Consider the following 22376-nt stretch of genomic DNA (forward strand, 5'->3'; position numbering starts at 1 on the left):
TATATTATGAATACAGATAAAATTGCAGTAATTGGATTAGGCTATGTTGGCCTGCCATTAGCTAGACTTTTTGCAACTAAGTATAATGTTATAGGTTTTGACATTAACCAAAATAGAGTTAATGAATTATCAAAAGGTATCGACGCAACTTTAGAGGTAGAGTCTGATGTTTTAAAAGCTGTTTTAAAAGCACAAAACGATGATAAAAATGGTTTAATTTGTTCTTATAATTTAGATGATATAAAAGATTGCAATTACTATGTAATAACTGTACCAACACCTATTGATAAAAATAATAGGCCAGATTTAACACCACTTTATAAATCCAGTGAAACCGTTGGAAAAGTTCTAAAAAAAGGAGATATCGTTATTTACGAATCTACAGTATACCCTGGTGTTACTGAAGATGAGTGTATTCCAGTATTAGAAAAAGTAAGTGGTTTAAAATTTAATAAAGACTTTTTTGCTGGTTACTCACCAGAGCGAATCAACCCAGGCGACAAATTACATACTGTAGATAAAATATTAAAAGTTACTGCGGGTTCTACTCCAGAAATAGGTGAAAAAGTTAATAATTTATATAAAAATGTAATTACAGCTGGTACCCACCTAGCACCTACAATAAAGGTAGCTGAAGCAGCCAAAGTAATAGAAAATTCTCAACGAGATATTAATATTGCATTTGTTAATGAATTAGCAAAGATTTTCAATTTAATGGATATTGATACGCATTCTGTACTAGAAGCTGCAGGTACAAAATGGAATTTCTTACCTTTTAAGCCTGGTTTAGTAGGTGGCCACTGTATAGGTGTTGATCCTTACTATTTGGCTCAAAAAGCGCAGGAGGTTGGTTATCATCCTGAGATTATATTAGCAGGCCGTAGAGTCAATGACAGTATGGGTAATTACGTTGCTGCTGAGGTAGTTAAGCTAATGATCCAAAAAGATATTAAAATTAAAGGGGCTAAAGTTTTAGTATTAGGTATTACTTTTAAAGAAAACTGCCCTGATGTAAGAAACACAAAAGCTGTTGATGTTATAAACGAATTAAAATCTTATGGTACTGACCCTATTATTTATGATCCTTGGGCAAATCCAAAAGAGGTTATGCATGAGTATGATTTAGATACAGTACAAAAACTACCTGAAGGTAAATTTGATGCTATTGTTTTAACAGTAGCACATAAGGAATATTTAGAATTAAATCTATCTACCTTATTAAAAGATAATGGATTAATTTACGATGTTAAAGGCATTATTCCTTCATCTAATTTAAGCCATAGGTTATAAAATCTACTAAAGACATCTATTATATATTAAAGCTAAAACTATACTAGATGTCTAGAGTATCTAAAACTTTAAAAAACGCAAAAATTGGAGTCCTCTTTTATGTGATAACAATTTTTGCGAATTTTTTTTCAAGAAAAATTTTCTTAGAATATTTAGGGGATGACTTTATTGGACTTACCACCACCTTACAAGGTATTTTAGGCTTCCTTAACTTAGCAGAATTAGGTATAGGCACAGCAATAGGTTTTACATTATACAAGCCTATTTTTAAAAAAAATTATGAGTTAATTAATAGAATATTAGCCCTTTTTGGAAATCTCTACAAAAAGGTTGGCTTTATCACTTTAATAACAGGTGTGGTTGTTTCTCTATTCTTCACTTTAATTTTTAAAGATGTAGATTTTTCATATACCATAATTTATTTTGTATTTTATTGTTATTTGTCAAGCACCCTCATTGGTTATTTTTATAACTACCATTTAATACTACTTGAAGCAGATCAAAAAGGATATGTAGTTACACAGTATTATAAATCTTTTACTTTATTTAGATTAATTCTTCAATCAGTTGTTCTTCTTTATTTTAAAAATTATTATTTGTGGATTGGTATAGAATTGTTTTTTGCTATCATTTACAGCTTTACACTTAGAAGAAAAATACAAAAAATTTACCCTTGGTTAGACCTTAAGTATAAGTCTAACAAAAGTATTTTAAAAGAATTTCCTGAAATAATAAAAAAAATAAAACAAATAGTAGTTCATAAAATAGGAGGCTTTGTTTTAAATGGCACAGATCAATTATTAATTTTTGCTTTTGTTAATTTAGAAAGTGTTGCGTTTTTTGGGAATTACCAACTTATTTTCATGAATCTATTAGGTTTGCTAAATAACCTATTTGCTGGAACTGCTGCTGGTATAGGAAATGTAGTAGCAGAGAATAACAAAAACACCATAAAAAAAGTGTTTTGGGAAATGATGTCTCTAAGATATTTTATAGCAGGTACAATATGTGTTGCTCTATTTTATCTTACAGAGCCTTTTATCGCGTTATGGCTTGGAGAAAAATATATTTTAAATAGTGCTATTTTTATGGTTATGCTATTAAACTTATTTATAATGCAAATTCGTGGACCAGTTGATAATTTTAAACAAGCTTATGGTTTGTATGATGATACTTGGGCGCCAATTGCACAATCAATCATCAATCTTGTTATTTCTGTGGCACTAGGCTACAAATATGGTATATTGGGTATTATGATAGGCTCTTTGGTGAGTTTGTTGTTAATTATAATAATTTGGAAACCGTATTATTTATACAAAAGAGGATTTAAAATTAATTGTGGCTTATACTGGATTGGTTTTTTAAAATTATTAATTTCATTCATTGTATCATTTATCTGTTTCCATTACATAGCAGTCAAGTATGCCACGTTTAAATTTGAAAACTATCTAGAGTGGTCATTTTCGGCAATTAAAATAACTATTGTTTTTAGTATAATATATTTCTTAACACTATATATATTTAACAAAGGCTTTAAAGATATAGTACTAAGAGCCAAATTATTGATTTTAAAAAAATATCAAGATGGAAAATAATAAAGTTAGCATTATAATTCCCGTATATAATGTAGAGCATTTACTTGATAAATGTGTGAATAGTATTATAGAGCAAACACATAAAAATACTGAAATCATATTAGTTAATGATGGCTCTACAGATAACAGTAAACAAGTATGTAATATCCTTGCAGATAAGTATAATTTTATAAAAGTTATTCATCAAGAAAATGCGGGTCAAAGTGCAGCAAGAAACACAGGGCTAAAATTTATTACTGGAAATTATCTTATGTTTATTGATAGTGACGATTGGATAGAATTAAATATGATAGAAACACTCTTAAACTATCTAAAAAAATACGACGCCCAAGTTGTAGAATGCGATTTAGCATATTCGAATTTAAATGAAACTTTAGTGCCTTTTGATGAAGAAAAACATAAGGTTAAAATAGAAACGAGAATTGATGCACTTAAAAGGATTATAAAAAATCAACGATTTTCTGTTTGTGTTCGCATGTATACCAGAAGTGTATCTGATGGCATAAAATTTGTTGTTGGCAAAAATGCGCCTGATGTATATTTTACATCTGAAGTTTTTAATAGAGCTAAGAAAAATGTGTATTTACAATATCCGTTTTATAATTACTACTACAACCCTGCTAGCGTTACAAAAAAACCATATACACTTAAAAAATTAGATTCTCTTGATGCTGCACTGTATATAGAAAAAAATATTAAAGACGATAATATTGAACTAAAGAAAACCGTGGCCTCTAATTTATTATACGCGTCTACTTATCACTATAAATATATTAATTATTACGCACACTTAGACCCAGATTGGAAAATACGTAACCGCCTAAAAAAATTAATTGACACCAATTATTTTGGAGACGACACTCATGCATTTGGAGTAAAAGCTGCAAAATATTTACCTGTTAAGCTATTTTCATTTATACTTAGTATTAATAAAGTTCGAAGAAGATTAACCATTAGATAAATCCATAATTCCCTATTATGAAAATAGACTTTATCATAACAAGTTTAAGAAGAGGTGGTGCCGAAAGGGTTTTAGTTACACTAGCAAATAATCTAGTTTTACGAGGAAACAATGTTAGGGTTTTAACTTTTAAAGATGCAATTGAATACGAACTAAATGAAAAGATCCAGCATCTTTTTTTAGAAGAAAAAAACATAAAAAATCAAACCTTATCGTACACATACGCTTTATTTAAATTTTACAAAAACAATAAACATAATAAACCTAATGTTGCCATTTCGTTTATGACCCAAACAAGCTTAAGTGCAATTCTAGTATGCAAACTATTAGGTATAAAAATAATTGCGTCTGAACATACAAACCATACAAGAACAAGTACAAATAAATCTCTTGTAGTTTTTACTAGAAAACACTTATACAAATATGCTAATTTCATAACTGTACTAACAAAATATGATTTTGACTATTATAAAAATTACACTAAAAATGTAATTGTAATGCCTAATCCATGCTCTTTCAAATTAAGCGAGAGTAAAAACACTTCAAAAGAAAAAGTTATATTAGCAATTGGTGGATTAGACAAATATAATATTAAGGGTTTTGACAATTTGTTACCGATCATGAAACCAATCTTAGATAAACATAAAGATTGGAAAATTAAAATTGTTGGTAATTCTAATAATGATGGATTAACTTTTTTAAATAATCTTGTAGAAGAATTGGGCATAAAAAATCAAGTAATATTTACTGGTTTAGCAAATAACATTCAATCTATGATGAAAAGTAGCGAAATCTTTGTTTTATCATCAAGAACCGAAGGCTTACCCATGGCTCTTATCGAATGTATGTCTCAATCTATGTGCTGCGTTGCTTATGATTGTGTTAGTGGTCCATCAGATATTATAACACATAATGTTGATGGGTTACTGGTAGAAAACCAAAACAAAAACATGATGCAAAAGCATATAACTAAAGTAATTGAAGATGAAAACCTAAGACTTAGATTATCTGAAAATGCAAATAAAATTACTTCTAAATTTGATGTAGAATTGATTTGTGATAAATGGGAAAAATTAATTTTAGAATTACAATAAGTGAACAGAGAAAGAATTATTGATTTTTGTTTTTTATATCCTCTCATTGTAAATACTTTAAATATACAAGGTTGGATATCACTTTACTTTTCGCCAACATTTGGACAGCTTTTGTCTTATAGTAATATCCTTTTTATTGCAGTTGGAATTAGCCTTCTGATAAATAGAAAAGAAGCTTACTCTAAACTTAGCATTTTGTGGGCACCATTTTTTTTTGTTTACTACGTAATGTCTATGATAGCAAGTTTTTATCATGACTATTTTGAATCTTCCTTATTGGCTTCATTGGTGCCAGTAATATTCTTCATAGGAAACCATTCCTATTTTCGATTTAAAGAAAATAGGCGAAAATTTGAGATTACTGCTCTTATACTTTTCTGTATAGCTAATGTCTTCCTTATATTTTTTGTAATGATTAATTTTGACTATGACTTGTATAAAAACAACATATCTATTAGTTATAAGTTAGACAGAGCACAAGGGCTATACGGAGACGCTAATAATGCTGCACTCGTAGGGATTTTAGGATACATTTTTATACATCAATATTTTATAACAAAAAATATTTTTCAAAAAATACTAAAAGTATTATTATTAGCTATATCAGTATACGCCTTATACTTAACATATTCCACAACAGGATTTGTAGTTTTTATAATGTCTTTCGGTTTATTAAACTTCAAGTACTTTACCAGAGAACGATTGTTAATATTACCCGTTATACTAATAGGTGCATATTTTACACTACTTAACTTAAGTTCGCTTTTAGAAGGTATTATAGATTTAAATCCAAGACAGCAAAGCAAAATTGATAATTTTGTAAACCTTTTAAAATTAGATTTTGAAAATGTGGATGATTCTGGAAGAGACACTTTTGTTGCCAAACTTATGGAATATATAGAGCAAAGTCCTTTTATAGGAAACGGATTAGAGTTTGGCTCCCACCATCATGGGCACAATACATATTTATACATTTTATCTGATGCAGGTATACTAGCGCTTATAGTTTTTGTAATACTTTTATTTAAATATTTTGAAAGCATCTTTAAAATTGATATGAGCTCTAGGCTTTTTGCATTAGCTATATTAATATCGTTTTGTATGTTCATGCTAAGCCTACAAACCATTATAAATCAACCCTACTTAATGGTTGTATTTGTTTATCTAGCCTACTATATAGACAATAAAATAAAAAACAAACAGTATGATACTGAATAAAAAAGATTATGTATCATATCTTAACCAAGACAAAAAAGCACTTGGAATAGATAAAGTAAACTTTTTGCGAGAATTGATAGCCCCAAACTACATTTGGAGTTTTCAAAAAACATTACGTAAACTAGAATATTATCAAAACTCTAAAACTGGAGTTTTAAATAAGTTAATATTTAATGTAGTAAAGTATAAATTTAGAAAAAAGTCTTTAAAACTTGGGTTTTCTATTCCGCCAAATGTATTTGGCCCTGGTTTATCCATCGTACATTACGGTACTATTGTAATTAATAGCAATACCAAAGTTGGCAAAAATTGCAGAATACATGCGTGTACTAATATTGGAGCATCAGGAGGGCAGCCAGAAGCACCACAAATTGGTGATAATGTGTATATTGCGCCCGGTGCTAAAATTTATGGAAATATAAATATAGCAAATAATATAGCTATTGGAGCAAATGCTGTGGTAAACAAATCTTTTAATGAAGATGGTATATTACTTGCTGGAAACCCAGCAAAAAAAATAAAAAACATAGATATTAGAAGAATTATTAAACATATTTAAAAATACTTCTACCTCCATATTATGAAAACTAAAGTACTTTTTATATTACCTACACTTACAGCTGGTGGCGCAGAACGCGTTATATCTTTTGTGGCTCAAAATATAGACGCAAATATTTTTGAAAGCACATTGCTAGTTACTGGTTATAAAAAAGACGCTGCATATACTATAAAAGGCATTAATATAAAGTTTTTAGAAAAAAGTAGAGTGTTTACAGCAGTACCAAGTATTTTTTTATACTTGCTAAAACACAAACAAAACTTTGTTTTAAGCTCTATTGGTCATCTTAACACTGTTATGGGATTAATGGCACCTTTTTTTTCAAAAACAAAGTTTATTATTAGAGAAGCTAGCGTGGTATCTAAAATGAGTGAAATTCATAATCAGACTCAAAATAAAAGTATCTACAGCACTTTAGCTCTAAAAGCTTACAAACAAATTGATATGGTAGTCTGCCAATCTAAAGATATGGCTAATGACTTTATTGATATTTATAATATCCCAGAAAATAAAATCACTATTATAAACAACCCAATAACGCAAACTATACCTCTTAAAAATAATACAAAAAATAATAATGCTATTGTAAAGTTTATCACTGTTGGACGATTAAGCAAAGAAAAAGGCCAACTACGCATATTAAAGCTACTTTCTCAACTAAATTTTGATTTTCATTATACTTTAATTGGAGATGGTCCTTTTAATGATAAGATTAATCAAACTATAGAAAAGTACAACCTTAAATCTAAAATAACTCAAATTACGTTTACAGACAATGTTTCTAAATACATCGCTGAAAGTGATCTTTTTCTTCAAGGCTCTTATGTAGAGGGGTTTCCAAATACCGTTCTAGAAAGTTGTTTTGTTGGCACTCCAGTACTAGCATTTAATGTTCCAGGTGGTACAAAAGAGATACTTAAACATCAGGTTAACGGTTATTTAGTAGAAAACGAAGAGGAATATCTTTACTATTTAAACAATAGATTACATTTGAAACCTGAAAATATTAGGGCTTCGGTTGCTAATACGTTTAACGAGAAAACAATTTTAAAACAATACGAAGCGCTATTTAAATAATTATGGAACAACAACCTATTAGAGTTTTACAGGTGTTAACGATAATGAACCTAGGTGGTGCAGAAACTATGATAATGAATTATTATAGGCATGTAGATAGAACTAAGATTCAATTTGATTTTTTATTGCATAGAGAAGAAAGAGGTTTTTTTGATGATGAAATAGAATCTCTTGGAGGTAAAATTTATAGAATGCCACCAATTGCACCTCAAAACTACTTTAAATACAAGAAAAAACTGAATGCTTTTTTTGATAAATACCCAAATTACACTATTGTACACTCGCACTTAAATGCATTAAGTAGTATCATATTAGGTGTTGCTAAAAATAAAAATGTGTCAACTAGAATAGCGCACAGCCATCTAGCTGTTGAAGCTACTGTACTTCAAAACATTTTTAAAAAAAATACCGATATTAAAGCTACTATAAAAGATACTATACAATCGCTTATTAGACAAAAAGTAAAAAAAGTGGCAACGCACTATTTTGCCTGTGGGGAAAAAGCTGGAGATTGGCTTTACGGAAAAAACAATAAACAGAACGTTACCGTAATTAATAATGCTATAGATGCCTCTCTATTTACCTATAATCAAGTAAAATCTCAACACATTAAAAAAGCGCTTAATTTAACAGGTAAAAAAGTTATTGGGCACGTAGGAAGATTTAATGAACAAAAAAATCATTTTTTCTTACTAAAAATATTTTATGAAGTTTATAAACACAATAATAATTGTGTGTTAGTATTAGTTGGAGATGGTAACTTAAAACCAAAAATAGAAAAAGAAGTTGCTAACTTAGGAATACAAAAAAATGTATATTTCCTTGGTTTAAGAAAGGACATACCCCAAATACTACAAAGTTTCGATTTGTTTTTATTCCCTTCATTATACGAGGGGTTACCTGTAACAGCTGTAGAAGCTCAAGCTTCAGGTTTAAAAATTATTACATCAACTACAGTTACCAAAGAAGTTAATATAACTGGACTTGTTACTTATGTAAGCTTAGAAACACCAGAAACTGAGTGGGCCAACATTGTAATTAAAAGCCTTAATTACGAAAGAGAAGATACATTAAATAAAATTAAAACAGGCGGTTATGACATTTATGAAAACGCCAAAAACTTACAAAATTTCTATTTAAAAGAAAACCAAAATGTGCGGAATTAACGGATATATAGCATTACAAAACCAAAGCGAACAAAAGGTGAAAAATCATCTCTCTAAAATGAATGATTTAATTTTTCATAGGGGTCCTGACGAAGATGGTGTTTTTTGTGAGAATACAAGCTCTTCAACCATAGGTATGGCCATGCGAAGGCTTTCTATTATAGACTTAAGTTCTGGTAAGCAACCTATTTTTTCTGATGATAAAAGTATAGTTATCGTTTTTAATGGAGAAATTTATAATTATCGAGAGCTTAAAGAAAAATTAAAAAAAGCAGGAGTTACTTTTAATACTACTAGTGATACAGAAGTTATCTTAAAACTTTATGAAACATATGGCGTAGCATCTTTTAAAGAACTAGATGGTATGTTTGGTTTTAGTATTTATGATAAAAATATAAATAAATTATTTATAGCTAGAGATTTCTTTGGAGAAAAACCATTGTATTATTACAAAAGCGAAAATCAATTTGTATGGGCTTCAGAATTAAAATCTGTAGTTAACGTTATTGATAAAAAACCTAAAATAAACAGCAAGGGCTTAAATTTATATTTTAGACTTACCTATATTCCTGCGCCTTATACCATATATGAAAACATACACAAGCTTAAACAAAACCACTACATAGAATATAATATTGAAGATAATAACTTTTCAATACACCAAATTGAAAAAGAGACAAATAATACCATACCTAAAATTGATATTTCTTTTGATGAAGCAAAACAAAGCGTAAAAGATTTAATGTATGAAAGCGTTACCAGTAGAGCCGTTTCTGATGTACCCATCGGCACATTTCTCTCTGGTGGTGTAGACTCTTCAGTAGTATCCTTATGCTTATCACAATTTGCAAATAAACCAATAGATACGTTTTCCATAGGTTTTGAAAAAAAATCGTACGATGAGAGTGATAAGTCTAGAGTTGTAGCTAAACTTATAAATAGTAATCATCATGAATTTATTATTAATGAGAAAGATTTAGTTGAAGATGTACACAATATATTATTGAATTTTGATGAACCTTTTTCTGACTCTTCCTCCTTACCCACTTACTTAGTTTCTAACAGAACAAAAAAACATGTTAAAGTAGCGTTAACAGGCGATGGTGGCGACGAAGTTTTTGGTGGTTATAATAAATACTACATAGGTAAACTAAACACCAAATACACTAACTTAATTCCTAAAGGGCTTCATGGGTTTATAAAAAACACCACTTCACCTTTACTAAAAACATCAAGTGATAATAGAGGTAGAAGATTTAGAATTAAGCGATTATTAAACTCTATAGACTATAATGGTGGCGATTATTATTGGGATATTTTATCTTTAGGATTTCAAAAAAATGCATTGGGAGATTTTCTTTTACCCAAATATATAAATGACGATTTATTTGATGTTTATAAAAATGATACTGGTATAACACACCCAAAAAGTTTAACAGATTTTAGATGGATTGATAAAGTTACGAGTCTTGAAGGTGATATGCTAGTTAAAGTAGACAGAACTAGTATGCTAAACTCGTTAGAATGTAGAGCACCTTTTTTGAATAAAAAAGTTTGGAACTATACAAATACACTACCAGAAGATTTTTTAATGAAAGGTTGGAATAAAAAACACATTCTTAAAGAAGCTTTTAGAGATCAATTTCCTAAAGATTTTTTAGAGAAAAGTAAAAGCGGGTTTGGTGCTCCTGTTGGAGATTGGCTAAAATCTAGTCTTAGAGCTGAATTAGAAAGTTATATTACTGAAAAAGAGTTGATAGACCAAGGTATATTTAATGTAGATGCAATGATAAACTTGGTAAAAAATCATATATCAGGAAAAGAAGATAACACGTTTAAAGTATGGACATTTTATTGTTTTCAAAAATGGTATCACAATATTTACAATAGTATCTAAGATGAAAAAGAAAATTATTAGAGTTACTACTGTACCAGAATCGTTAGGAGGTCTTTTAACAGGACAATTAAAATTCATGTCGCAATATTTTGAAGTTATAGGCATATCCTCTTCTGGAAAAGAAAACAACTTACAAAAAGTAAGCACAAAAGAAAGCGTTAGAGTTATTCCTGTTGAAATGACAAGGAAAATTACACCACTTAAAGATTTAAAGGCCGTTTGGAAACTATATAAAATTTTCAAAAAAGAGCAACCCTTTATTGTACATTCTCATACTCCAAAAGCAGGTACATTAAGTATGATAGCTGCATTTTTAGCTAAAGTACCACATAGACTTCATACCATAGCTGGCTTACCTTTAGTAGAAGCCACTGGCTTTAAACGCTTTATTCTTAATACTGTAGAAAAAATAACCTATCTTAACGCTACTAAAATATACCCTAATTCTTATGGTTTAGTAGATATTATATTAGATCATAAGTTTACTTCAAAACAAAAACTTAAGGTTATAGGCAAAGGAAGCTCTAATGGCATTGATACTGGTTTTTTTAATCCGTCACTTTATGATATTAAAAGTAAAAAAGACTTAAAAGAAAAGTTACATATCCCTATTGATAATTTTGTGTTTATTTTTTTAGGCCGTATGGTAACTGATAAAGGGCTTAACGAGTTAATTAGTGCATTTTCTAGACTCAATCAAACACATAACAATATAACACTGTTATTAGTTGGAGGCTATGAAAAACAACTAGACCCATTATTACCTGAATCTGAACGTATTATAAATTCTAATAAAAATATTATTACTACAGGTTGGGTTGATGACGTAAGGCCTTATTTTTCTATAGCAAATGCACTTACCTTTCCTAGCTATAGAGAAGGTTTTCCTAATGTAGTTATGCAAGCAGCCGCTATGGAATTGGCAAGTATAGTAACTGATATTAACGGCTGTAACGAAATTATTCAAAATAAAAAAAATGGTATAATTATTCCTGTAAAGAACGAAAACGCATTACATGATGCAATGCTACATATTATAAATAACAGAGACATAGCAATAACTATGGGAAAGTCATCCAGAAAAATAATTGTTTCTAATTATGAGCGGACAGAAGTATGGAATGCCCTTCTTAAAGAATATAATAGCCTTTAGTGGGAAATATATCTTCTAAAAAATAGATTATTTTAATTTTGTAAAGCACATTTATTATATATGTGTAAGCTATAACAATAATTAATGGGAGAAGATATTAACATTATTTCTTTAACAAAAAAGGAGTTACGAGACGCTATTCTAAAAAACACGTATTGGGATAGTGATGTTATACACATGCCATTTTCTAAAAGTAAAGCAAATTGGATACTTAGAAACGAAAGAATAGACGACCATGATATCTGTGCAATTATTGGTACAGAAAACAAAACCGTTATTTCTTTCATTTTTTTGGTTCCTGATATTATTTCAACAAAAACTGGTACTGAAAAAATATTTTGGAGTAGGCGTTGGTGGATATCAAAAAAATATAAAGACTCTATATTACCAACCTACACAATGAGTGTTGCAATGAATGCTGTTAATAACAAAGCCGTTGTTAAATTTCTTGGTAAGGATATAGAAGAGTACTACCGTAAACAACCTTTTACTGAGTTTGCTTACCGTACACGATACTACATCATTTTTAATTTAGATTCTAATATTGTTTTAACTAAAATTAATGTATTAAAAAATATAAAAGGAATAGTTAAAACATTAGATAACACATCACTAACTCTTATATCATTTTTAAATGGTTTAAAAGCAAAGAAAAAAACAAAGCACCTTACCTACGAATATGTATCTGATGTAGATGAACTATTATGGCAATTCATTGCACCTTTTTGCAAAAAGGATTTAATACCAAAATCAAAAGAATATATAAGTTGGCAAATTGATAATAACCAATACACCAATGCACTTATAAGAAACAAGTACCCCAAAAAATGTTTAATTAGCAGTGTTTATGATAGGGTTTACAATAGTAGCTACATTATAAAAAAAGAGAATACAATTATAGGATTTACATCATTTTTAATACGCGGAAATGAGGTTATGGTTAGATATTTTATTTGTGAGGACGATTATTTAGAGCTTTGCGCTAATGCTATTATTGAAAATATAGTGAAATTGAAAGCCACTAATATTCAAACTGAAAACGAAAAACTAGGTAGATATATTGAAAATCAGTTTATACATTTACATAACGATAAACGAAAACTATATGCCTTAGCACACAACGACATGAATATTGATTTTGAACATGCCATTATAAATGATAGAGATGGCAATTTTGCATAACAATATCTTATATGGAGTTAATTAATAAACTATACAGTTCTATACAAAAGCACAGCTTTAATACAGCCTTTTGTATTAATGATATAAATTATTCTTATACAGAATTTAATGATTTAGTTTGCAAAATAAGATTAGCAATTCAAAAAAACATCAATAATGAAGAGCAAATAGTTGGCCTATTCGCACACGATGATATATATACTTACGCTAGTATTATTGCTGCTTGGTTAGAAAACAAAGGGTATGTTGCCATTAACCCATTATTTCCAGAAAACAGAAATGTAGAGATTTTAGAATCTGTAGGTTGTAGCACCTTACTAAATTCTCGTAATGAAACACTACCAATTAAAAACCTAAAGCTTGTTAACACAGCAAAAATAAATTTTAAACCTAAAACTCTAGTACCTAAACCTTGCAATAAAGATGGTATTGCTTACATTATTTTCACATCTGGAAGTACAGGAAAACCAAAAGGTGTGCCTATAAGTTTTAAAAATATTAGCGCTTTTGCTGAAGAGCTACACCATGACAACTATTTTAATTTAAACGAAAACGATAGATGCTTGCAAATGTTTGAATTAACTTTTGATATGTCTGTAGTATCTTACCTACTCCCATTACTTTACGGGGCATCTATTTATACAATTCCCAAAGGTAAAATTAAATACATGCATGTTTATAGCTTACTTGAAAAGTATAAATTAACCGTATTAATTACCGTACCCTCTATTATTAATTATTTAAAACCATATTTTGCTGAGATTAATGCACCACAGGTAAAAGTATCTTGCTTTGCGGGAGGAAAGCTGTTTGATGATGTTGCTAATGCTTGGAATAAATGTATACCAAATGCCCAAATTATTAACTATTACGGCCCAACAGAAACTACAATTTATTGTGGCTATTATTTATATACACCTCCACATAAAAGAAAAAATAAAAATAATATTATTTCCATTGGAAAAACATTTAAAAACACTGGATATTTAATAATTGATGGTAATGAAAACATAGTGCCAGATGGCACTGTTGGCGAATTGGCAATTACTGGAGAGCAAGTAACACCAGGGTACTGGCAAGATGAAATCAAAAACAAAGAAGCTTTTTTTGTGAAAACTGTTAATGGTAGAACAAAAAGATATTACAAAAGTGGAGATTTATGCTATAAAGATCATGAGGGAGATTATATGTATGTAGGTAGAAACGATTTTCAAGTAAAAATACAAGGCTATAGAATAGAATTAGGAGAAATAGAATACTACATTAAAAAAATAATAACTGATCATAATTTTGTAGTACTAGACATTAATAATGATTCTGGAAATAATGAGCTATATTTAATTATTGAATCTAAAGAATTTAATACAGAAGCACTACAAGAGTTTTTAAAAAGTAAGCTTCCAAACTACATGATACCAACACAAATAAAATTTACTAATACAATACCTCATAATATTAATGGTAAAATAGATAGAAAACAATTAAGAAATACAGTAAAAAAATGAAAAATCAAGATATTTTAGATAAAATTTCTAAATCGTTTAGTAAGGTTTTAGAACATAATAATTTTACGTTAACAGAAATTACAACAGCAAATGATGTTGATGGTTGGGAATCTATTACCCATATGATGATCATCAATGATATAGAACAATCCTTCAACATAAAATTCAAACTTATGGATTTAATGAATATGGATACTATTGGCGACCTAGTAATAGCCATAGAAAAAGAACAAAACCTAATGCATAGTTAATATTAAGGTTTAAACTCTCAAAATGTACCGATTTTTTTTTAAACGACCGTTAGATCTGATTGCTGCTACAATAGGATTATTACTGGTTTTACCAATTTTTTTAATCTTAGTAATAGCACTAACTATAGCAAATAAAGGCACTCCCTTTTTTATTCAAAAACGACCGGGGAAAAACGAAAAAATTTTCAGTATCATTAAATTTAAAACAATGACTGATAAAAAAGATATAAACGGGAATTATTTACCAGATGCTGAGCGTTTAACCTCTTTAGGAAAAATAGTTAGAAAAACATCACTAGATGAAATACCCCAACTCATAAACATTATAAAGGGAGATATGAGTTTTATTGGACCAAGACCACTTTTAATTAGATACTTACCTTATTATTACGAAACAGAAAAAAAACGTCATACAATAAGACCTGGTATATCTGGATTAGCTCAAGTTTCTGGCCGAAATATATTAAATTGGGACGATAGACTAAAAAAAGATATAGAGTATGTTGAGAATCTAAGCCTTACTTTAGATTTTAAAATTTTTATAAAAACAATAAAAAATAGTATCGTCGCAAAAGATGTGGTGGTAAATCCAAATTCAGTTATTCAAGATTTAGATGCAATTAGATCATAAAATTAAATGGGCAATCTTAGTTACGGGTTGGGGCAGAAATGCTAAAGATACTCTTAAAGCATTTACTAAAGGTAAACTAGCAAATTCTACCATAAATTTGGTGATTTACGAAGTAGAACCTTGTGGTGCTAAAGACTTTGCAGAAAAACATGGCATTGAAACACTACAAGTATTAAGAAAAGATTATAAAAACTCGATAAGTTATCAAGAACAATTAACTTCAGAAATAAAAAAAAGAGGTATTGATTATATTTTTATGCTAAATTTTAAATACATCATAAAAGAACCTATGCTAAAAATATTCCCTAACAGAATTATCAATGTACACCCATCACTATTTCCTAGTTTTTTGGCTACAAAAACAGCCATACAAGAAGCATTAGATTATGGTGTGAAAATAACAGGAATAACAACTCATATTATAGATAATAATATAGATGAAGGGTCTATTTTATGCCAAAGTGCTATTAAAGTATCAGAAAACGAAACCTTTGAAACACTATACCCGAAATTTGCAAAAAAAGGAAAAAAGATTATTTTAAAAACAATTAAAAAAATTGAAGACAGTCACTTTCTATAAAATATTTTCCATAAAGATATAGAATCGCTTTACAAACCAAATTAACCCTAATAGTATGAAATATCAGATTATAAAACGAGTATTTGATTTTCTATCAGCTGTAATAGCTTTTTTATTACTTTCACCTATATTTATTATTATTACCTTTTGTTTAATAATAACAAATAATGGAAAACCTTTTTTCTTTCAACAACGCCCTGGAAAAAATGAAAAAATTTTTAAAATCATTAAATTCAAAACTATGAGAGATTTAAAACCAGGGGATGAGACTAATATCCATAGTTTAAATAGAGTTACAAAATTAGGTGCTTTTATAAGAAAATATTCTATAGATGAAATACCACAACTCATAAATGTAATTAAAGGAGATATGAGTGTTGTAGGCCCAAGACCTCTTCTTATACAATACTTACCACTATATAATGCTTTACAGAAAAAACGACATACTGTAAATCCTGGAATAACAGGTTGGGCACAAGTTATGGGAAGAAATGCAATATCTTGGGAAGAAAAATTTGAATTTGATGTGTGGTATGTAAACAACCAAACGTTTATTTTAGATCTTAAAATTATTTTTCTTACTGTAAAAGGTATTATTATACCAAAAGGAATTAATAATAATGAAGGTACAAATATGCCAGAGTTTACTGGAACAAAAAAATAACCAAATCTATATATAAAACCTACATAGACATAAAGATGCAATTAAAAGAAGAAAACTATAAATTTGAATGTATAGTAGTTGAAAATGAAACCGACATAAACAACTATAAGGCACATATAAATAAAATTAGTAATGCCAACATATTCTATTCTCATGAATATATAAATTCTCTGGCTCAAAAAGCATTCATTTATTTTAAGCTTTTTAGAAATACTAAATTAATTGCTTTGATGCCAATTTATTTAAAGAAAATAAATGATTACAGTACTTTTAATAAAACAACGCCTGAATATTTTGATGCCTCCTCTCCATATGGATATGGTGGCCCACTATTTTGCTCTACAAATTCTAAAGATGAAAATTTATTTTTTTGGAATAATGTAGATAAATGGTACAAAAATAATAATGTAGTAACAGAGTTTGTACGCTTTAATTTTAGCGAAAACTATAAACAGTACACAGGCCATTTAATACCTACACTAAACAATGTAAAAGGAACATTGCTAGACTTTGAAACCTTATGGAAAAACTTTAAACAAAAAGTTAGAAACAACTATCGTAAGTCTTTAAAATCTAATTTAAAAGCAAAAATATATACAGAAAATGTAGATTCAGACATCGTTGAGAAATTTTATGATATTTACATCAAATCTTTAAATAGAAATAAAGCGGCATCCAATTATTATTACAGTAAACTTTATTTTTTAAATCTAATTAATAATAATCCTAACGATACTATTTTAGTATTAATATATAAAGAAGATATTGCTATTTCTGCTGAATTAATTTTAATAGACAACGACACACTTTATTCACACCTTGGTGGCACACATGCTGAATATTTTAACATGAGACCCAACGACTTTTTAAAAATTGAAGTTATGAAGTGGGCTATTGATAATCATAAAAAATATTATGTTTTAGGCGGAGGTAGAGTAAATGGAGATGGTTTATATCAATACAAAAAATCATTTTTTCCATTAGATGATGATGTGATTTTTTATACAGGAAGAAAAATATTAAACCAATCAACATATAACAATTTAGTTAAAGAGATTAAAGTTGAATTCACCAATGTAATGGATGATATTAAGGATTCTAAAATCTATTTTCCGTTATATAGACAAAATAGTATAATTACAGAAAGTTTAGATAGTAGTAAACTAAGAATAATTTCTTCTGAAAAAGAATGGAAAGATGCTATAAAAGATGTCGATTATTACGATTTTTACCACACTTATGATTATCATAATTTATCTAAACTAGATGGAGAAACTCCTATATTAATTGAATATACAGAAGGTAATACAAAAATTTATCTTCCGCTTATAAAAAGAAAAATACCAAATACAGATTATTTTGATGCTACATCTGTTTACGGATATGCAGGACCAATTCAAAAAAATATTAATGCTTCTTTTAACAACACTAAATTTATAAATGCCCTAGACGCATTTTTTAAAGAAGAGAAAATAATATCAATATTTTCTAGACTTAATCCTTTTATAGATCATCAAGAAATCATTTTAAAAGATTTTGGCATTATTGAAGAACTTAGTAGCGTAGTTAATATAGACTTAACTAAAACTATTGATGAGCAAAGAACTATTTTTTCAAAATCAACTAAACGTTATGTAAATAAATGCAGAAAAACCTATGATTTTAAAATAAGTAACAAGGAAGATGATATTTTAACGTTTATGGATTTATATTATGAAAATATGGATCGTGTAAATGCAGAAAAAAAATATTATTTCTCTAAACAGTATTTTCTTGACTTTGTTAACTCTAAGGATTACAAAACAGATGTATTATTAGCTATAGACAAAGACACCAACAATATTATTTCTGCTGCTATGATGGTTAAAACTAATACTATTATACAGTATCATATTTCTGGAACACGCAATGACCATCTAAATATTTCACCTATAAGATTATTGATTGATGAAATGCGACTTAAAGGAACACAAGAAGGTTATAAATATTTTAATCTTGGAGGTGGTTTAGGAAATCAGGAGGATGAATTATTTAAATTTAAAGCCTCATTTTCTAAAGACTTTAAACCTTTTAAAATATGGAAACATATTGCAAATAAAGAAGTTTATAATAAACTATTACAAGACAAAGGTATCGATGCATCTGAAACTTCTTTTTTTCCACTCTACAGATACAAAAGTTAGAGGAACTAAATTAACTAGTTGTTTTTAATTGTATTAGTGATATACTCTGCAATCACTTTGGCTATAATTTTTCGCCCATTATTATTCCAGTGCTTATCATAAATTAAATTAGTAGGGGTTTTAGAGGCTTGGAGATGTTTAGAAAAATCTATATATTTAAAATTATGTTGTTTTAAATAGTCTAAGAAAACTTTAGGTGTAGCGTTTTCGTCTATTAGTAGCACAAATTTCTCTTTATTATAATTATACTTTTTAGTTAGAATTTTAAAATTTTCAACATAAGTATTATGCTTTTCACTTTCTATTAATAAACGTTCTTGTTCACTAAGTACTTTTTTATCATCAGGTTCTCTGTTTATAAACGATATTACCTTGTTTGGTAATTGTTTAACAGGGTCTAGAACACCAATACTTAAAAGGTAACCTAGTAGTTTAATTTTACGTAGTTTTTTATATAAAGGCGATTCTAATTGCATTCGGTCTTGCACAACGTTATATTCTGCTCTTGTTAAATCGTTTTCAAATTTTAATCCGAAAATAACACTATCAATTAAGTCAAATTCTTTTTTATAAGAATCTACCAAATGTATTTGATCCGCAAAATCATAACCTGCATAGCCAAATTCATAAATTTCAATATGTTCAAGTCTATTTTCAACTTTTTTACCAATAGAATTATAGTAGTTTTGATGAAACCCCTCTATGAATGAATCCCCAACAAGTGCAACTTCAACCTTCTCTTCTGTAGGATTATATTCATGATAAGAATTAAAACCATAATTATTTATATGATATTCAGAGAAATTTTGACGCCTGTTTCCTGTCACAGAAAAGCCAGATTGATTAGGTACCCACTTCTCTACCTCAAATTCATCTACATATCGAGACGGATAATCTTTAGTTAAGTGAAATATGCGCACGTAAACTTCTAAAGCCAAAACTATTAAAATAGCATAAAAGAAACATTTTAAAAATAGCTTTTTCATATGTACTAAAATTGAAAATATATAAAAGATCTATCAATACTACTATCGTAAAATAGTAAAATTGCCATAATAACTACTGAATAAATAATAAATCTTAAAACTTTAGACTTAAACTTAAAGGGAGACCTCTCATCTCTTCTAATAATATATTCATAAACAATAAATAGTGCAATAAGGATATAATAATCAACCATTCGATAACCTAACGGATGATGATAAGGTGCGTAAGATAAATTTAATAGTATTCGTTCTATAAAATTAAAAGCATCTGTAATAGACTCTGATCTAAAAAATATTCTAGAAAAAGTAACTATAAAAAACGTTAATAGCACCTGCCCTATCTCAATAAATGATGGAAAAATAGTGTTTTCTCCAACAACAGAATTTTTATAAATTGTATTACGCCCCATTAAAAAAACAGGTATAAATACTAGCGCATGAAATGCTCCCCAAAACACAAAAGTCCAGTTAGCACCATGCCAAAAACCACTTACTAAAAATATAATACAAATATTTCTGACGGCTTTTAGCTTACTAACTCTCGAGCCACCAAGAGGAATATAGATATAATGCCTAAACCATGTTGATAATGATATATGCCAACGTTGCCAATATTCAGCAACATTTCTCGAAAAATTAGGAAACTTAAAGTTAGACATTAGCTCTATACCAAAAAGTTTAGCTGTTCCTATAGCAATATCAGAATAACCACTAAAGTCACCATATACTTGAAAACTAAAAAGCGTAACGCCTAAAATTAATGTTGATGCAGGATAATTACTATAGTTAGAGAATATATCGTCTACTATGGGTGCAATACTATCTGCAATAACTACCTTTTTAAATAACCCCCACAAAATAAGTTTTAAACCAGCTACAGTTTGCGTGTAGTTAAATGCCCTTTTATTTAATACTTGAGATAATAAATTTGAAGCTCTTTCTATAGGTCCTGCAACTAATTGAGGGAAGAAACTAACAAACGCAGCAAACCCCAAAAAGTCTTTTGTAGGTTGCAATCGTTTATAATAAATATCAAACGAATATGACATAGTTTGAAACGTATAAAATGAGATACCCACAGGTAGTAAGATACGCAACGTCCACGTGCTTTTTATATCATACCCTATAACGTTACAGGCATCAATCCAAGAATCAACAAAAAAATTAAAATATTTAAAGAAGCCTAAAAGCCCAACATTAAAAATAACACTACACCATAGCCAACGTTTTTTATTTTCAGTTTTTGTGTTAGCATGTATTTTTAAACCAATAAAATAATCGACAACTGTGCTTAAAAATATTAAGGATAGAAACCTCCAATCCCACCAACCATAAAAAAAATAGCTAGCAATAAGAATGAATATATTTTGCCCTTTTATTGTTTTTTTTAAAAAGAACCAATAAATAATAAAAACAATAGGTAAAAAAATGAAAAACTCTAATGAATTAAATATCATAGATAATAATTGTTATCATTTAATTAAATTATCAAATAAAAGCCCTTGTTTGATTTGATTAGCAACTTGTTCGTGCCCATAACACGTCCAATGAAAATCAAAATCGAAAGTCCAACTTTTTTTATCTGTGCTAGAATCTAAATAAATAACTTTAAAACCTTGTGCTTTGCACAATTTTATTATTTCCATACTAGAGCTTGGATGAAATACCAAAACTTTATCTTTAATAGTATAATTTTTATTTATATAGGCTAGTAAAGAGGCTATTTTCATGTTATTCTTTAAAGATGTATCTTCTTTCTTTTCGACAACTTTTTCTGGTTCATTAGTTTTCCAAAAATTTAAATTTATTGGGAATCTAGAATAAAAATAATAAGCTAACTTCCAATTATATAATATATTTTTTATTCCTGGGGATTTCATTTTACCAAATATAACCTCTTGCGCTTTTAAATCAACTTGAGTTATATCTTCTAAAGTTTTAACCTCCTTAATACTCTCTATAAAGTCACTATCTGTAACATAAATTAAGCTCTTTACAGGTTTAAGTGAATCTAGTTGCTTAGATATTTCAAAGGCTTCAATAAATGAAACTCCAGACCTAGCTGCTTCTAAAAAGTTATAATTAGGTAATTTTTCTTTTAGAAAAACAGATTGATGACATTCGCTAGGATTCATAAAATTTTCCACAAACGAATCTCCAATTACAGTAATAAGATTGTCGTAACTATCAGGAAGTTTCCCAGGCCACCCCAAGCTATTTATTTCCCACGTATGTGTTCCATGAACCCAATACCCTTTTTGATTAGGGTAATATTTTTGAATTCCATTTTCATCAATTGTTCGTCTAGGTATTTCAGATATGGCATGGGTTACTCTAACTACAACTTCCCCTATTACAAGTAAGAGCACTAAAAACAAAATTAT

At 28.6% G+C, this 22376-nt stretch carries 20 protein-coding genes; 17 read left to right on the top strand and 3 right to left on the bottom strand.

Annotation, left to right across the window (positions count from 1 at the left end; genetic code table 11):
• Positions 1-6 precede the first annotated feature (6 nt).
• The 17 genes from ACKGJY_RS02830 to ACKGJY_RS02910 all read left to right on the top strand — a co-directional run bounded on the left by ACKGJY_RS02830 (position 7) and on the right by ACKGJY_RS02910 (position 19006).
• Positions 7-1290 carry a nucleotide sugar dehydrogenase gene (locus ACKGJY_RS02830; RefSeq protein ID WP_413972327.1) on the top strand — a complete coding sequence of 428 codons (1284 nt, stop codon included), beginning with the start codon at positions 7-9 and terminating at the stop codon, positions 1288-1290.
• A 47-nt stretch (positions 1291-1337) separates the two neighbouring features.
• Complete coding sequence (locus tag ACKGJY_RS02835) at positions 1338-2885, top strand: lipopolysaccharide biosynthesis protein (RefSeq protein WP_413972328.1); 1548 nt, start codon at positions 1338-1340, stop codon at positions 2883-2885.
• Positions 2875-3846 (top strand): glycosyltransferase family 2 protein, encoded by a 972-nt coding sequence (locus tag ACKGJY_RS02840; RefSeq protein ID WP_413972329.1) that lies wholly within the window; start codon positions 2875-2877, stop codon positions 3844-3846. Before ACKGJY_RS02835 ends, ACKGJY_RS02840 begins: the two co-directional genes overlap by 11 nt.
• Positions 3847-3863: 17 nt before the next feature.
• Positions 3864-4940: a glycosyltransferase family 4 protein gene (locus tag ACKGJY_RS02845; protein WP_413972330.1), complete on the top strand. Its 1077-nt coding sequence runs from the start codon at positions 3864-3866 to the stop codon at positions 4938-4940.
• A gap of 411 nt (positions 4941-5351) precedes the next feature.
• Entirely contained in the window at positions 5352-6158 is an 807-nt protein-coding gene (locus tag ACKGJY_RS02850) for an O-antigen ligase family protein (RefSeq protein WP_413972331.1), read from the top strand.
• Positions 6145-6717 (top strand): serine acetyltransferase, encoded by a 573-nt coding sequence (locus ACKGJY_RS02855; RefSeq protein ID WP_413972332.1) that lies wholly within the window; start codon positions 6145-6147, stop codon positions 6715-6717. The genes ACKGJY_RS02850 and ACKGJY_RS02855 overlap by 14 nt, the downstream gene beginning before the upstream one ends.
• A gap of 21 nt (positions 6718-6738) precedes the next feature.
• Positions 6739-7794 (top strand): glycosyltransferase, encoded by a 1056-nt coding sequence (locus ACKGJY_RS02860; RefSeq protein WP_413972333.1) that lies wholly within the window; start codon positions 6739-6741, stop codon positions 7792-7794.
• Positions 7795-7796: 2 nt separating this feature from the next.
• Positions 7797-8960: a glycosyltransferase family 1 protein gene (locus ACKGJY_RS02865; RefSeq protein ID WP_413972334.1), complete on the top strand. Its 1164-nt coding sequence runs from the start codon at positions 7797-7799 to the stop codon at positions 8958-8960.
• The gene (gene asnB / locus ACKGJY_RS02870) at positions 8947-10857 is read left to right on the top strand and encodes an asparagine synthase (glutamine-hydrolyzing) (RefSeq protein WP_413972335.1); all 1911 of its coding nucleotides are present in this window, start codon (positions 8947-8949) and stop codon (positions 10855-10857) included. Before ACKGJY_RS02865 ends, asnB begins: the two co-directional genes overlap by 14 nt.
• A gap of 1 nt (position 10858) precedes the next feature.
• The gene (locus ACKGJY_RS02875; RefSeq protein ID WP_413972336.1) at positions 10859-12010 is read left to right on the top strand and encodes a glycosyltransferase family 4 protein; all 1152 of its coding nucleotides are present in this window, start codon (positions 10859-10861) and stop codon (positions 12008-12010) included.
• An 84-nt stretch (positions 12011-12094) separates the two neighbouring features.
• Positions 12095-13192: a hypothetical protein gene (locus tag ACKGJY_RS02880; protein WP_413972337.1), complete on the top strand. Its 1098-nt coding sequence runs from the start codon at positions 12095-12097 to the stop codon at positions 13190-13192.
• Positions 13193-13203: 11 nt separating this feature from the next.
• Positions 13204-14697 carry an AMP-binding protein gene (locus ACKGJY_RS02885; RefSeq protein ID WP_413972338.1) on the top strand — a complete coding sequence of 498 codons (1494 nt, stop codon included), beginning with the start codon at positions 13204-13206 and terminating at the stop codon, positions 14695-14697.
• Positions 14694-14948, top strand: coding sequence for an acyl carrier protein (locus ACKGJY_RS02890; RefSeq protein WP_413972339.1), 255 nt, complete (start codon positions 14694-14696; stop codon positions 14946-14948). Before ACKGJY_RS02885 ends, ACKGJY_RS02890 begins: the two co-directional genes overlap by 4 nt.
• Before the next feature lie 22 nt (positions 14949-14970).
• Entirely contained in the window at positions 14971-15579 is a 609-nt protein-coding gene (locus tag ACKGJY_RS02895; RefSeq protein ID WP_413972340.1) for a sugar transferase, read from the top strand.
• Entirely contained in the window at positions 15563-16159 is a 597-nt protein-coding gene (locus tag ACKGJY_RS02900; protein WP_413972341.1) for a formyltransferase family protein, read from the top strand. Before ACKGJY_RS02895 ends, ACKGJY_RS02900 begins: the two co-directional genes overlap by 17 nt.
• Positions 16160-16214: 55 nt before the next feature.
• On the top strand, positions 16215-16823 hold the full coding sequence (locus tag ACKGJY_RS02905) for a sugar transferase (RefSeq protein ID WP_413972342.1): 609 nt from the start codon (positions 16215-16217) through the stop codon (positions 16821-16823).
• Positions 16824-16858: 35 nt separating this feature from the next.
• The gene (locus ACKGJY_RS02910; RefSeq protein WP_413972343.1) at positions 16859-19006 is read left to right on the top strand and encodes a GNAT family N-acetyltransferase; all 2148 of its coding nucleotides are present in this window, start codon (positions 16859-16861) and stop codon (positions 19004-19006) included.
• 14 nt (positions 19007-19020) lie between these two features.
• On the opposite strand, the gene ACKGJY_RS02915 is transcribed toward ACKGJY_RS02910, so the two are convergent.
• From ACKGJY_RS02915 to ACKGJY_RS02925, 3 genes are read right to left on the bottom strand one after another with little or no spacing between them, the layout of a single operon-like run.
• Positions 19021-19992, bottom strand: coding sequence for a hypothetical protein (locus tag ACKGJY_RS02915; protein ID WP_413972344.1), 972 nt, complete (start codon positions 19990-19992; stop codon positions 19021-19023).
• A 5-nt stretch (positions 19993-19997) separates the two neighbouring features.
• Positions 19998-21449, bottom strand: a complete 1452-nt coding sequence (locus ACKGJY_RS02920; protein WP_413972345.1) for an MBOAT family O-acyltransferase — start codon at positions 21447-21449, stop codon at positions 19998-20000.
• A gap of 15 nt (positions 21450-21464) precedes the next feature.
• Positions 21465-22361, bottom strand: a complete 897-nt coding sequence (locus ACKGJY_RS02925) for a hypothetical protein (protein ID WP_413972346.1) — start codon at positions 22359-22361, stop codon at positions 21465-21467.
• Between the last annotated feature and the right edge of the window lie 15 nt (positions 22362-22376).

Origin of the sequence: Hyunsoonleella sp. 2307UL5-6 (assembly GCF_047345485.1) — a bacterium.
GTDB lineage: Bacteria > Bacteroidota > Bacteroidia > Flavobacteriales > Flavobacteriaceae > Jejuia.

Coding starts and splice junctions, on each gene's coding strand:
- ACKGJY_RS02830 (WP_413972327.1), top strand. CDS start 7: ATGAATACAGATAAAATTGCAGTAATTGGATTAGGCTATGTTGGCCTG.
- ACKGJY_RS02835 (WP_413972328.1), top strand. CDS start 1,338: ATGTCTAGAGTATCTAAAACTTTAAAAAACGCAAAAATTGGAGTCCTC.
- ACKGJY_RS02840 (WP_413972329.1), top strand. CDS start 2,875: ATGGAAAATAATAAAGTTAGCATTATAATTCCCGTATATAATGTAGAG.
- ACKGJY_RS02845 (WP_413972330.1), top strand. CDS start 3,864: ATGAAAATAGACTTTATCATAACAAGTTTAAGAAGAGGTGGTGCCGAA.
- ACKGJY_RS02850 (WP_413972331.1), top strand. CDS start 5,352: ATGATTAATTTTGACTATGACTTGTATAAAAACAACATATCTATTAGT.
- ACKGJY_RS02855 (WP_413972332.1), top strand. CDS start 6,145: ATGATACTGAATAAAAAAGATTATGTATCATATCTTAACCAAGACAAA.
- ACKGJY_RS02860 (WP_413972333.1), top strand. CDS start 6,739: ATGAAAACTAAAGTACTTTTTATATTACCTACACTTACAGCTGGTGGC.
- ACKGJY_RS02865 (WP_413972334.1), top strand. CDS start 7,797: ATGGAACAACAACCTATTAGAGTTTTACAGGTGTTAACGATAATGAAC.
- asnB (WP_413972335.1), top strand. CDS start 8,947: ATGTGCGGAATTAACGGATATATAGCATTACAAAACCAAAGCGAACAA.
- ACKGJY_RS02875 (WP_413972336.1), top strand. CDS start 10,859: ATGAAAAAGAAAATTATTAGAGTTACTACTGTACCAGAATCGTTAGGA.
- ACKGJY_RS02880 (WP_413972337.1), top strand. CDS start 12,095: ATGGGAGAAGATATTAACATTATTTCTTTAACAAAAAAGGAGTTACGA.
- ACKGJY_RS02885 (WP_413972338.1), top strand. CDS start 13,204: ATGGAGTTAATTAATAAACTATACAGTTCTATACAAAAGCACAGCTTT.
- ACKGJY_RS02890 (WP_413972339.1), top strand. CDS start 14,694: ATGAAAAATCAAGATATTTTAGATAAAATTTCTAAATCGTTTAGTAAG.
- ACKGJY_RS02895 (WP_413972340.1), top strand. CDS start 14,971: ATGTACCGATTTTTTTTTAAACGACCGTTAGATCTGATTGCTGCTACA.
- ACKGJY_RS02900 (WP_413972341.1), top strand. CDS start 15,563: ATGCAATTAGATCATAAAATTAAATGGGCAATCTTAGTTACGGGTTGG.
- ACKGJY_RS02905 (WP_413972342.1), top strand. CDS start 16,215: ATGAAATATCAGATTATAAAACGAGTATTTGATTTTCTATCAGCTGTA.
- ACKGJY_RS02910 (WP_413972343.1), top strand. CDS start 16,859: ATGCAATTAAAAGAAGAAAACTATAAATTTGAATGTATAGTAGTTGAA.
- ACKGJY_RS02915 (WP_413972344.1), bottom strand. CDS start 19,992: ATGAAAAAGCTATTTTTAAAATGTTTCTTTTATGCTATTTTAATAGTT.
- ACKGJY_RS02920 (WP_413972345.1), bottom strand. CDS start 21,449: ATGATATTTAATTCATTAGAGTTTTTCATTTTTTTACCTATTGTTTTT.